The 13,196-nt window shown below is 37.3% G+C and carries 14 protein-coding genes; all 14 read right to left on the minus strand.

The annotated features are described in order from the left end of the window. Nucleotides 1–339 precede the first annotated feature (339 nt). The 14 genes from ACTNB3_RS16940 to ACTNB3_RS17005 all read right to left on the minus strand — a co-directional run bounded on the left by ACTNB3_RS16940 (nucleotide 340) and on the right by ACTNB3_RS17005 (nucleotide 13,074). Nucleotides 340–720, minus strand: coding sequence for a hypothetical protein (locus tag ACTNB3_RS16940; RefSeq protein WP_441027085.1), 381 nt, complete (start codon nucleotides 718–720; stop codon nucleotides 340–342). Between the two features lie 2 nt (nucleotides 721–722). Next, nucleotides 723–1,559 (minus strand): hypothetical protein, encoded by an 837-nt coding sequence (locus ACTNB3_RS16945; protein WP_441027087.1) that lies wholly within the window; start codon nucleotides 1,557–1,559, stop codon nucleotides 723–725. 380 nt (nucleotides 1,560–1,939) lie between these two features. Beyond that, nucleotides 1,940–2,539, minus strand: coding sequence for a hypothetical protein (locus tag ACTNB3_RS16950; RefSeq protein ID WP_441027089.1), 600 nt, complete (start codon nucleotides 2,537–2,539; stop codon nucleotides 1,940–1,942). A gap of 224 nt (nucleotides 2,540–2,763) precedes the next feature. Further along, a complete protein-coding gene (locus tag ACTNB3_RS16955; RefSeq protein ID WP_441027091.1) occupies nucleotides 2,764–3,468 on the minus strand; it encodes a HEAT repeat domain-containing protein in 705 nt (234 codons plus the stop codon). Nucleotides 3,469–3,726: 258 nt separating this feature from the next. Next, nucleotides 3,727–4,188 carry a DUF4304 domain-containing protein gene (locus ACTNB3_RS16960; RefSeq protein WP_441027093.1) on the minus strand — a complete coding sequence of 154 codons (462 nt, stop codon included), beginning with the start codon at nucleotides 4,186–4,188 and terminating at the stop codon, nucleotides 3,727–3,729. A gap of 346 nt (nucleotides 4,189–4,534) precedes the next feature. Beyond that, nucleotides 4,535–4,987, minus strand: coding sequence for an ATP-binding protein (locus ACTNB3_RS16965; protein ID WP_441027095.1), 453 nt, complete (start codon nucleotides 4,985–4,987; stop codon nucleotides 4,535–4,537). Nucleotides 4,988–5,009: 22 nt separating this feature from the next. Further along, nucleotides 5,010–5,993 (minus strand): helix-turn-helix transcriptional regulator, encoded by a 984-nt coding sequence (locus tag ACTNB3_RS16970; RefSeq protein ID WP_441027097.1) that lies wholly within the window; start codon nucleotides 5,991–5,993, stop codon nucleotides 5,010–5,012. A gap of 15 nt (nucleotides 5,994–6,008) precedes the next feature. Then, nucleotides 6,009–6,215 carry a hypothetical protein gene (locus tag ACTNB3_RS16975; protein ID WP_427808462.1) on the minus strand — a complete coding sequence of 69 codons (207 nt, stop codon included), beginning with the start codon at nucleotides 6,213–6,215 and terminating at the stop codon, nucleotides 6,009–6,011. A gap of 49 nt (nucleotides 6,216–6,264) precedes the next feature. Continuing rightward, nucleotides 6,265–6,807: a histidine phosphatase family protein gene (locus tag ACTNB3_RS16980; protein WP_441027099.1), complete on the minus strand. Its 543-nt coding sequence runs from the start codon at nucleotides 6,805–6,807 to the stop codon at nucleotides 6,265–6,267. A 56-nt stretch (nucleotides 6,808–6,863) separates the two neighbouring features. Beyond that, nucleotides 6,864–8,048, minus strand: a complete 1,185-nt coding sequence (locus tag ACTNB3_RS16985) for an HNH endonuclease domain-containing protein (protein WP_441027100.1) — start codon at nucleotides 8,046–8,048, stop codon at nucleotides 6,864–6,866. Then, nucleotides 8,021–8,605: a class I SAM-dependent methyltransferase gene (locus ACTNB3_RS16990; RefSeq protein ID WP_441027102.1), complete on the minus strand. Its 585-nt coding sequence runs from the start codon at nucleotides 8,603–8,605 to the stop codon at nucleotides 8,021–8,023. The genes ACTNB3_RS16985 and ACTNB3_RS16990 overlap by 28 nt, the downstream gene beginning before the upstream one ends. 58 nt (nucleotides 8,606–8,663) lie before the next feature. After that, nucleotides 8,664–9,113, minus strand: coding sequence for a (deoxy)nucleoside triphosphate pyrophosphohydrolase (locus ACTNB3_RS16995; RefSeq protein WP_441027104.1), 450 nt, complete (start codon nucleotides 9,111–9,113; stop codon nucleotides 8,664–8,666). Then, nucleotides 9,110–11,374: a DUF3427 domain-containing protein gene (locus ACTNB3_RS17000; protein ID WP_441027106.1), complete on the minus strand. Its 2,265-nt coding sequence runs from the start codon at nucleotides 11,372–11,374 to the stop codon at nucleotides 9,110–9,112. The genes ACTNB3_RS16995 and ACTNB3_RS17000 overlap by 4 nt, the downstream gene beginning before the upstream one ends. An 86-nt stretch (nucleotides 11,375–11,460) precedes the next feature. Beyond that, nucleotides 11,461–13,074, minus strand: coding sequence for an ATP-dependent nuclease (locus tag ACTNB3_RS17005; RefSeq protein ID WP_441027108.1), 1,614 nt, complete (start codon nucleotides 13,072–13,074; stop codon nucleotides 11,461–11,463). Nucleotides 13,075–13,196 lie beyond the last annotated feature (122 nt).

Consider the following 13,196-nt stretch of genomic DNA (forward strand, 5'->3'; position numbering starts at 1 on the left):
AAGATTTTTTACTAACCGTGCAAAGTCAGTAATCTTATTTTACACTGAGGTATTTTTTTCTCAACCTTCTTTCTTGGAATTCCTTATATTTGAATTATACAAGAAGCTCCTGACTGTTTTTTCTAACCAATTATTATTACTTAGTGATTTCCAGCGTCTCTTCAATGATCAATTTCTTCCAAAAAGGCAGCATCTCCTCGCGCCATCCCATTAGTTCTTCCGCTATCAACCGCTTCTCGAGAGCTTCAATTATCATGGCACGATTTTCACAATTTACAATAACTTTTAAGGTACCATCTCAACACCACCTTTTCTATTGAAATATTTTACTGTAATTACCTATTTTAGCAAGAATCTAGGTGGTTTTCCTCTTTCTTGTTCCCCTTGATAATACCCTATACCATTTCCACAATATATAATACAAATCTCACCGGTGTTCGCTCTCTCTGCCGCCTCTTCACTTGATAAATAACCAATAAAACTTTCACCTATGAAATACACTTTCCCAAGATTACTATTCTTAATCAAAAAATCTTTCATAATCTCTCTATCCATATACTCTACTGGTTGCAGACAATCCCCTTTAATAATATCTGGCCTATCAAAATGCCATATAATCCCCTTCCTCTTTTTAGGATTATTTATTTCCCATAGGATTCTTTCCTGTTTATTTTTTTTCACATATTTTTTTATTATTTCTTCTTCTATTTCTCTATTCATATTTATCCCCGATTCATTTCATACTGTTTACAATATTGATAAAAACTTTGAGGAACAATATTTAATGAAAATGTATTGCATCCCAAAACATCACCTGTTAATACCTCTCCTGTAGAATACACACTATTCGAATCTGTTAAATATTTTCTATTAATAGAAATCTGCTCCTCTCCCTTAGGTATACGGATAATCTTTCTCCCACAAATACTGCAAGTCCCTTTTTTCCACCCACTAATCGCTTCAATAGGTAATTTTTCATTAAATACAAGCTGATAAAGATCTTCAATATTTTGACAGGTATTATACTTTTTGACTGTCCAGAATTCTAATCCGTTCCATTTATCCTGCAACATTTTTCTTGCTTTATCCGAACAAAATATAATATCGTCCATAGCATTTGGTCCACTAAAAAACTGCCTGGTTCCCCATTTTACCGCTTTTGTTGCGGATAAACATTTTACCTGTTCTGCATGTCTATAATGGCTCCCTATAATTGGAATTTTAACCCTACACGTCTCTCTAAACGACTCTTCATCATATACCCACTGTACTTTATTACTCTTATTGTAAACAAATAACCATTCCGACTCTTCTATTTCTTTCTCAGAATATTCAATCGAACGTATTCCTTCACTTGCATAATTCGGGAATTGCCATTTAAATTTGCGATATGTATCCTCATCACCATACAAATCAAATACACACATATCCTCTGTAACTTTTTCCATTCTATCGTTTAAGCTTATGGTAGTATGCGTTTCATATGGAACTTCATATTTATTCAAAAATTCTATAATCTGTTTTTTACTTTCTAAATAAAAATGATATTTCCTTTTCATTCGAATCTCCATTCCGCTCCTTTTGTTTCAAATTGACCTTTTAATATCATGACCATCAGTTGCATCATAAAATTTAATAATTGTAATATATTAGTAAAAACTATAACCCAAGCTCTATTTTTGTATTTTAAAGAGCTCTTTTTATATTTTTTCATTCTTAGTGTCCCTTTCTTAATACCCGTTTAATATGCTTCTACTTTTTTAGGTACCATCTCAACACCACCTTATTTAAACAATCTTCCCTTTTAATTCTCAATTCTTTTAACTTCATCCAGTTTACTTGGTAGTCTTTCCGACTGCCACGGAAGTCTGGTTGCCCCTGGAATCGGTAACACTCTTGCCCTATCTTCTGTCGGATGTATATTCCATAAAAGATTCAATTACTTTTCAATATAGGAATCTTTTTCATTAACTTTCCGAACCGTCTCTAACTTGACATTCCACTCTTCCATTTTATTAATAAATCGTTCTTTATCTATTGAGCAGATTTCACCGTCAATCACAACCGGCAAGGCTTGTCCATACATAATCGGACGATGTTTCCCCGAAAAATTCACCACAAAACAAGTAAAAGGATGCTTTAGCATATAGTAATCACAATTACTGCTATCTTCAGGGCGATCATAAGCATGTGCGGAAAACACAACGCCCTCGTATTCCCATAAACCTATCTTTGGCCTCATCTGTCTAACATTCAATTCATTCCATAAAAAATACTTTTTGTAAAATAAAAACTTTATTAAACATCCTTTTTTGTCTATAATTATCGTTCTTCCTTCATTCCACCAACGCCAGAGTCCTATTGGAAAAAGTGGAGAAATAATAAGAAAATACCCAATAAATGTTTTCAAACTTTCATGCTCTGCCACTGTTAATATAAGACATATTATCGAATAAATAATCAGTATTCCAAGCGTAAGCTGTATCCTGAATTTTATCCATTTTTCATCAGATTTGACTATTAATTCATCTAATGGCATTTTTCATCTTTTCCTTTCTCTTCTTACTCAGCAGTTTTCCTTTGCATCATACGTATAGGTTACTACCTCCGTTCCTGTACTGTCAATGAGCCCATTGATATCTCTCTGGAGCTAATGATAAATATACGCTGTTTCATGTTATTTTCACTTCCTTTCCTTGAAATTTGGGTGCAAAAAAGGAACGACCGGTGGGCTAGACGTTCCTTTTGCTTTGTAGTTAATTATTAGTTGTTGTTCTTAACGCTAACTTCAACTATCTGTTTTTTCAAAAAAGAAATAATCTTTTTTCGATACTCTGGAAGTTCTTCTTTTACTAGCATTTTCTCGAGCACATCGATTATTTCAGAACGATTATCCTGGTCTACACTTAATTCCAGTGTATCATATACAATATAACGAATATATGGATTAGTACTTTTTAAAAATTTCATGATTTTCTTAAGCATTTTTTTATCACCAAATCCATATAATGCATAATAACACTCTAATCTACAACGTTCTGATACCATAATTTTATGTGTTCTCAATAATTTATTAACATAATTTATATCTTCATCATGTTCGTCAAATAATTTGAGCGCAACTTCGCCCCATGATGTTATAGCATAAGAACAAGCAAGTTCATCCTTTTCTCTTTCAATTGCCTTTCGTAAAAATTCTTCTACATCAGCAAATTTAAATCCAGACAAAGAGGTATATGCTTCTGCTCTTACTAAGGAATCTCTATCCTTCGCAAGTTGAAATAATAATTTCTTTGAAGCTTGATTCTTAACATCAAAGAGAATTGTAGCCACTTCAAATCTAATCACTGAGCTTTTATCTTTTGAAAGCCGCATCAACTGTTTGAACTCTGTCTTTGTAATTCTATTTAGTCTCACATAATTTCTTAACAGGAGTTCTTTATCCTGATATGTTCTTCTCCTGGTCAAGACTGATTCCTCCCTTCAAAATATCTCAAACATAACAAAATTATTGTATAAATATCAGCTTTATTTTAACCTCACATAAACCCATTTCACAATAGAATTAATGGATCTTTTATAAATCGTTTTCTCTTCTCGCTCTTCCATTCAGATAATACAGACATACTTCCGCATCGTAATAATACCCTCTATACCTGAACGAATTTCTCTCCGCCAGTCCATTCCCAGAGCCATATAGAAGCCCAAAACTCCTTAAGCACCATACTATTGATCAAGCTGTAGCTTTTCTATAATATTTTCTTTTTCCTCTAGTGTATAATCATCATAATATTCCATGATCTTTAATACAGTTTCTTTCCCTTCAAGTAGTGGTGGCATAATAAATTCATCAAATGCTTTATCAAAATACGGCTTTAATTCTTCCGGTGTATATAACTCATATTCTATCAAAGCAGTCATATAATAGTCTCCTTCATCTATATCCTTCGACAAAACACATACACGCCCATAATAATCTGATTCATACGTAGTCGGGTATAATTTAGGATTTTTGAATTCCCCAATGAAAAAATCAAATTCAACATAATATGCCTCAGCCATTGATTTTTGCAAATAAAGGCCAACCAAAATTCCTTCACCGTTCAAATAATAAGTTTTTTTCCTTTTTTTAAAACCTCGTTTTGTAAATTCTTCATGGCAAAAATCTAAAAATTCTTGTTTAGTCATCTCTCTCCTCCTGGTAAAATTCTAAACGCATAATATTTTTCCACCTAGTTTTTTATTATATTTACGTAGATGTGTATTCCATCGAAGATTCCATATAGTCACTGCATTCCTCAAACTATTTACATTTCAATATGGCTATATCCCCATTTTTTTCTAAGATAGTTCACTTCATTAATAGCAAAATCCCCCATTTTCATAAGCTTTTTTATCGTATAATCTGGCAAACTAATAAAAAAACACAAATCTTTCCCATGTTAGCGTCGGGAGAAATTAGCCATTTATTGTCGGGAGAAAATGACCAATCTCAGTCGGACAGAAATAACCAATGCATCAGCTTTTCCTTTCTTTAATGTTGTGCTTTAGGTAGTGCTGATGGAGCACCGGCTGATAATGCTATTGTTTCATAGTTTTTTCCACGGTAACTGTTTCCTTTAATCATGAATACTGTGGCATCATCAAATATACGGTCAAGGGCACATAACAGGGAGGAATCTTCGTTGAAGAATTCTCCCCATTTATCCGGTCCTTTATTGCTTGTAAATATCATAGTGTTTGGCCCTTCCTTATTGTATCTTCGGTCAATGACATCAAAAAACATTCGGGTGTTTTCTTTGTCAAAAACGCATCTGCCTATCTCATCAATGATCAGACAAGATGGTTTTACCAGGCCATTTATGGTACTGCTTTCCCGGCCATACTTCCGGGCATCAGTCAAGCGTTGGTTTAGTTCAGTTGCTTTTAAGAAATACACCAGGAAGTTTCTCACGGAACAATTTCCAATCACGTTTTGATACTTCAACCATAATCTCACCTATAACCGATCAATAATTCTCAAGTACATCCTGCAGATATGCCTTATATTCAGCCTTCACATTATCCGGTCCCGTGATCTTCATTCCGGATCCGATACCAGTTACCCAGCCAAAGAACTGCGGACTTACTGATACCAGAACTCTGGTTTTGAAATAATCTTCTCCCTGCGGGATCAACCATACATCATGTCCAAAGCGATCGATAATAACACCGGCCAGTTCATTCCTGCATTCCAGTGTGACTTCCGCATCTACACCACCATACATTCCAAAGGTCTTCTTAGCGAATGCAGCCAGATCAAAGTTCCTGAAGGACTCTTCCCCTTTACGCTCTGTCTCCAGAATCTCTGTATTCTGCATCTTATCTACACGATAATGCTTGATAATTCCGGCCGCTGCATCATAAGCTACCAGATAATAATTCTCATCATCCCAGGTCAGTGCCCACGGGCTGACAACATAGAATGCACCGTCTTTTTTCAGTTTCAGTTCTTTCTTAACAGTCCACTCTGCATAATGGAACTTAATTTCTTTATTCTCGTAGATTGCAGTATGAATGTAGTCCACATTGTAATAAACAGTTTCATTCTCTGTCTTGGGACGGTTTACGATGAAAACATATTTGGAAAGCATTGCAGCATCCGTCCTACAGCAGAGCTTCTCTAATTTCGTTATCAGTTCCTTGGATTTCTTCTCCGTGATAAACTTAGAGGACTGTACAGCATCTACCAAGAGTTTTAACTCCGGCAATTCAAAATCTCTGGCCCCGATATAATAGCCAGGATTCTTTCCTTTCTTCTGCTGGATATCCAGTCCGAATTTATCAAGGATCTCCATCTCTGTATATATTGTTCTTCGATCCGTACTGATGCCATATTCCTGATCCAGAATCGTGCATAATTCCGATGCGTTCAGCATGTGCGTATCATCGGTACGTTCCAGGAGGATATTCATCAAATGTAAAGTACGGAGCTTCTGATCAAATGAAGCCATCTCGATCAATCCTCCTTATGCTTTTTCTAATTTATCTTTGCCAAAATAGACCTTATCACCTTCATTGATATCTCGTTCATAGAGCATAGCATCTTCTGCCTTCACTCGCATCTCCTCACCAAAAGAATCAACGAGTGTAACGACAGCCATAACCGGTGTACCTTCTTCCCGTTCTTCACAACCAAAATCCAGGTCTTCCTCAATTCTTTTTACAGTATACATGATTTGTTATCTCCGATATATATCATTCCAATTTTTTGCTATTTTCTCATCATTCAAAATCATATCGCAGAATCTGGCAGTTTTTCACTCCAAATGCGGCGTATTCTGCATTTGTCATCTCGTAGAAATACGATTGAACGACTCTGGATATACCATTATGTGCTACCAGGATATAGGTCTTATGATCCGATTCTTCCTTAATCTCATCCAAAAGATTGTAAATCCTCTGGGCTAAGTGCAGCATAGATTCGCCACCTTCATATCTGCAACAAAAATCTTCCTTGGCTTTCTTAAATTCCACCCCATCTCTGGCAGTGGACTCCCACTTTCCAAAGTTTTGTTCAATCAATCTCGGTTCAACCCTGGCAGGAATTCCCGTGATCTCCGCGATATGTCTGGCAGTATCTGCAGCACGCACTAGCGGAGAATACAAAATTTCATCTGCCTGAATTCCTTCTTCCAGAATCCTTTTTCCAGTCTCCATTGCCTGCTGATGACCTATATCTGTCAGGGCAATGTCCGTCGCACCACATATTTTATTTTCTACATTCCACACTGTCTGTCCATGTCGGACAAAATATACACATCCCATGTTCTTCTTCCTCCATTTCTTTTCGCATCCGTATGTGCTCTTCTCTTCCGCAACCATTAAAGCAGTTGATAATTCCAGATCTCATATCCCTGCCGTCTTGCCGAGTCATAGACCGGCTGCATATTTTTTTGCAGGATATTGTAGAATTCTTCCTTGGTATTCCCAGGTCTGTATAAGTCCTGACCGGCCCAGATAGAATGAAGATTATCTCTGTAACAAGCTTCAAAACGTTTATGCAATTCTTCCTTCTCGTAGATCAGTTTGTACATACTAAACTGATTTTCTGCAAACACAATAAAGAAAGGATCCCACTTCGGAAGCTTGTTGCTCTTGGAAGAATTCAGAGAAGAATCCATCGGCATCAGGTTCCAAAGCTCATCATTCATAACAAATGACCATGGGATGAAATGATCCACATCATACTGCTTGGACACAATCGGATTGCCGGTAAAGACATCCCTGACTTCTCGCACATCCAGAATGCCTTCCCATAGCTTACGCACATTATTCAGCTTTCGCATCTTTTCATCCATTGGTGCCAGTTTGTAAATGAGGCTTGGGACTTCCGGATTATTATTCTGCAGCCATTTCACCTTTTCATACTGAATCCATCCAAGGATATTTACTGTATTATCCTGGATCATCTTCATCCAGTCTGAGTTGAAATGGACTTCTTTTTTCAGTTTACTGCTGTCTCCAAAGGTATACGGCAGTCGAATTACAGTACTATCGATTCGTCTGATATACTCGGTTAATCTACGAATACTTCCCCACGGCACTTCTTCTGCACTTTTTGAGAAAAAGCCTGCCAATGCCCGACCGGGAACCATATTGGTCAGCTGTTCCTTAGCAAGTTTCAGGTCGGCATTGTGCTCCCGGATTGCATTTTTGATTTCCACTTTGGATGCATTTGCCGGCAGATCACTGAGTTCTGTCAGTTTAAGAACAGCACGTTCCAGACCATCTCTCACAAGTCCATCTGCCTGCATGCCGCTAAGATGAATATGAAATTCTCTTACGGAATACCAGGCATTGCAGATCATCTCATCGATAATCGCATCAAAGTTTGTATCCTGAATACCCTCAGAAACAACATCCACGATTGCTTCCAGCCAGTAAAATTTATAACAGTAGGAAGGATCCTTCATCATCTGAGAAAAGCCCTCAATATCCAGGGTGTTATGGTACTCTCCATTGATATGTAAGGAATATCCTATTTGCGGAGTATTAAATTCAGCCACCTCTCATCACCCCTTCCTGGTCTGACATCACCAGTGATCCAATGGTCTTCTATCGTAATCTCCGGAATCCCTGCTAGGAATTCCTTAAAGGAATCCTCATTAAAATCTGTAAAATACCGACCATTACGCACACCTTCAAAATCACCGTATTTGAAGGAAGTGTAGATTACGCCGGTATCTTTAAGCGCATTGCACATTTTTCGAATCACCAACAGCAGCTCATTCTTTGGCAAATGCAAAATAGAAGAACAAGCCCATATGCCACCATATGTATTGATATCATCCAATTCCTGAAACAGCATTTCTTTCACTGCAATACCGGTAAAGATACTTGCTAATCTACAAATTTCCGCCGAACCATCCGTTGCTGTAACCTGATATCCTTTATCCATGAAATATCTGGTATCACGACCGGAACCGCAGCCGAAATCAAGGATCAATGCGTTTTCATCCAATAATCGTAGAAATCGGTCCTGTGCCTGATGCATATCAACATTCTGTGTACTCTCTATGAAGTTTTCTGCATTAAGGTTGTAGTAATCAATCGTAGGATCCATTTCCATACTTCCTTTCACTCAGTGAAGCCATACAGGTCAGTTCTCTCTTGTATTTTTTCTAAGTTATTCTCTTCGTCAAAGTAGACCTTGTCACCTTCGTTGATATTACGCTCATACACTCTTTAATCTTCCCAATTAGCGTAATATCTGCCGGTAGCCACGCTACACTATCTAATTCATCTTTTGTAAGCCACTTCGCAGCTTCCGCTTCTTTGAGTTCCAACTTCCCTACACTTACTTTCGACCAGAAACAATCCATAGAAAGATGAAAAGTCGGATAATCATATTCAATGGTATCAATCAGCTCACCAACTTCAATTTCTGTGTTAAGCTCTTCCATAATTTCTCGTTTCAACGCCTGTTGCGGTGTTTCTCCTGGTTCCACTTTGCCGCCGGGAAATTCCCAACCGCCTTTCAGTTCTCCATATCCTCTCGCCGTGGCAAATATCTTTGATTTGGTCTCAAAACTATCGCAAATAACAGCTGCAACAACTCTTATAGTTTTCATACAGCTTTGCCCTCCTCATCTAACAGATTGCTCTCCAAATACTTCAACAGGTCTTCTCTGACTGGTTGATGCATTTTCATGGTAACCTTCGTGATGTCCTTCATCTTTCCGTTGTTATCCATCTTTTTATCCCCTACTGCTGATATGATGTCACAAGTCCCCATATAGTAAAAGCTTGTTTCTGCATCACTTTTCTTGACCATCAAATGTTTCCTCTTCGCTCCCGTAACATCTTGCATATAGCTGCTTTCCGGTCCCTTACCAATCTGAGAATCCCAGCGGAAGATCATACTATCCGTAAATGCATCCGCATAATCCGGTTTACCTTCTGCATACTGTAATTCTTCACTCTCTGCACCAACCTTATGATAAGTAATAAAAATAAAAACATCATCTCCAATTCGTTTCATTCCATACATGATGGATGAAAGATCTCGCCCGCAGTTCATCAGCAAACTTACATCTCTTCTGGAATACTTTTCATAAAGTACGAAAGGACTATCGGCAGCCTGTTTTTCAGCAAATTTATCCTGATATCTCCTAAGTCCAACAGAAATCAGATCATCTATCTGCTTATAGAACTCCCTGTGTTGGAGTCTTTTCGCATAACTCTCCATTCTACGGATAAACTTTGCGTCATGGTCACCAATAATATCTATTTTCTTGTATTTTTGATACTCAGCTTCTTTGCTTACAAACCGTCCCTCTAATACCTGAATCGCATTTTCAAGAGAAGCTTCATCAAAAGAATGTAAATAGACATTTTTTAATTCATCCGTTAATTCTGCTATTGAAATTCGATCTGACTTAAATAAGCGTTTTAATATTTCTAATTCGTACGGCCTAACCCCACTGAGGACCGTTTTGGATAAATACTCTAATGTGAGCTTTTCCTGATCCGTAACCTTTTCTCTATAGCATTCCTTTTCAACCGAAACCAAAAAATCCTGATAAGTTTTATACTCTCTGATAATTACCAGTGGATCGATCTCTCCATTTTCATAAAAATCCATGAGATATGGAACTCGTCCCAATCTGTTTTTTAATGAGATATAACTATCTTTAATGATTGTTTTCATTCCACGAATCTTATCAATGGATCGGAAGATTTTTTCCTTTGCGACGGCATCGAAATGAACCGTGGAAGCCCCCGGAATCGTACTATTCCCACTAATCACATACTTCCGAATGGTATCCGGATTATACGTCCGGTCACCAGAAAGGGCAATCGGAATCATAAAGTTCTTCTCATAATTACCAATGAAATCCAGAATTACAACAAATTCTTTCCCATCCGCCTTACGAAGCCCACGACCGAGCTGCTGTATAAAGACAATCGGAGACTGGGTTGGTCGGAGCATAATTACCTGATTCACCTCGATAATATCCACACCCTCATTCAAAATCTCAACAGAAAAAATATAATCCAGCGGTTGAATATCATCTGTGGCATCCGCTTCATTCATCGCCAACCGTTCAAACGCCTCTGCTCGCTCATTTTCATCGGCATCTCCATTTAAGGCAATGGTTCTGAAAAACTTCCCAGTATCCGGGTTAATCATCTTATTGAACTTATCCGACAACTCTCTTGATTCTGCAATACGACTGCAGAAAATCAATCCCTTTACACGATCTCCACTGTACCCAAAATAGTTTGCCTGCTCTATGATATGTTTTACTCGTTCATCACTGGTAAGAAGATTGAAATCTTCTGTTGTAATTGTCTTATTCCTGCCTTTCCCATCACCAATCATGGATAAATCACTGATACCAAAGTAGTGAAATGGACACAACATATTTTCTTCCATAGCCTGCTGCAGACGAATCTCATAAGCAATCTGATAATGAAAGATTTCATAGATATTCCGACCTTCTATATTGTCATCTCGCTTATCCGGAGTCGCGGTCATACCAAGCCATAGCTTTGGTGTAAAGTAATTCATGATTCGCTGGTAAGTATTGGCAGCAGAATGATGTGCTTCATCTAAAATAATACAATCAAAATCTGTTGGCTTATAGCGGTGCAGATGTTCTTCTCTCCATAAAGTATCTCTGGTTGCGAACACATAATCTTCATCATAATCATGCTTTCCCGCACCTACGATGCCCATGCTAATTTGTTTATTAAATACTTTTTCGTAAGAGCGTTTTGCCTGTTTTGCTAACTGGTTTCTATGTACCAAAAATAACACTCTCTTAAATCCGAGTTCACGCATGGCAAATGCAGACGCATAGGTTTTTCCCGTACCCGAATTTGTCAAGAGGGGAAATTTATTATTTAATTAAAGCTTTATATGCTCCACTATTTTGCTATACCATTCTATCTCATCACAGGAAGGCTAACCCTCTATAATCTTTCGTTAATTGATTCAATTATTTCTTCAAATTCATAAAGTGTTAATCCATCGGCACAATAGGAACTCACTGCTTTCCACTGATCCAACGACATCCTTTCAAACACTTCCAGGTTATTTTTAATTTTAAATTGAACTTGTCTTCCCGCAAACAACTGTTTTATCTTTCGCTGAACATCTTCATAATCAGAAATTTCAATATTATCTATTTCAAATCCCTTTTCGGATAACATCTCACATACGACGCTTGGGGAATAATAATTCTCTATTTCCCTTTTTCGAAGTACAACTAATTGTCCCCCCTTACTTTCAACCAGAGTTTTAAGCCTATTTTGTTTTTCTAATTTTGTTGCATAATCAACAGCGCCAGAATCTTTATCCACAATAACCATAAAATTTCTATTCAGTCTGTGCATTAGATTCATCTCGGCAATGTTGTGAAGCTCATTGCCTCCACCAGGAAGAAACAATATTCCATCATCCATATATGAACGACCAGTGATTTTCCTATATATAATATCCCAGAATTTCACATCATTGCTTCCTTCAACAAAAATCAATAATTTACTGTTGATAATACTGTCGTTTGCTCGAACCCCTAATTCTTCTACCAATTGTTCTGAGGAAACTTGTTCTTTTTGGTAATATTTAGACTGCTTTTCATCTTTCTTTGCTACGATAATATTCTCATTGTTAATTTCACTTGCAAATACTGGCGAATGGGTCGTAAGTATTACTTGATGATTTTCAGAAATGGCCTTCAATGAATTTAGCAGAACTCTTTGTGCGCCGGGATGCAGAAAAGTTTCTGGTTCTTCAATTGCAAAGACATAACTATCTCCCTCTGTACATGTTTTTTCAGCCAAATATTGAAAATATGAAACCATAAACAATCGCTGCACACCGGTTCCTTTATTTGCTATATTAATTTCATACCCAGTTGAGTCCTTCATCACAACATCAAAATTAATAAGTTTTGACCAATCATACTTAATATTCGGAGATAGGTCTGCCAAGCCAGAATAATGGGTACTCATATATTGTTTAATCGTACTTATTTCTTCATTCATAGTCGCAGTTATATTTCTCTGCAAATCGACAACCGATTCCAAATGATTCTCAATAGCAGAGGTTATTATTTTCTTGAACTGATTTTGAAAAGCAGATGCCCCAACATCTAGGTTAGTATCTGCTAAGAATAATGAAAATTGTGGGTAAAGAGATTGCAAAACATCCTTCAACAAAGAACCTTTTACTTCATAAGTATTGATAACATATGAAGAAGCTTGCTCTCCTATAGCAACCATTAATTCAAATACATTCTCACGGGTTAATTTTTCTGGAACATCTTTTCCTAACCCGCTAAATATTGGTCGTAATTTTGGCAACGTCTGTTGTATGAGGTTTTGATACCTCTCCTCCGCACATTCATATACAGTAATATAGTATTTATAGCTATCCCCCACATTTGACGCACTCTTTTGTATGTGAAGATAACCCTGTTCATCTAGAAGGCTCCTAGGAATATTCATCAAATACTCTCCGGAAAACAACAACTCAAAACTTGTTTCTTCATTCTCCGAGCCATAATACTGATCACCCAGCATTAGTTTGCTGCTGCAGTTTGCGCCCTCTGGCGGTCGCAAATGCGTTTTTCAACGGCCGCTATGCGGAGCAGAACGGCCGCTCGTATTTAGTTGATTGTTGATAAGTTATCGTATGTTTATCT

This window comes from Bariatricus sp. HCP28S3_D3 (assembly GCF_052065755.1).
Lineage (GTDB): Bacteria > Bacillota > Clostridia > Lachnospirales > Lachnospiraceae > Allocoprococcus.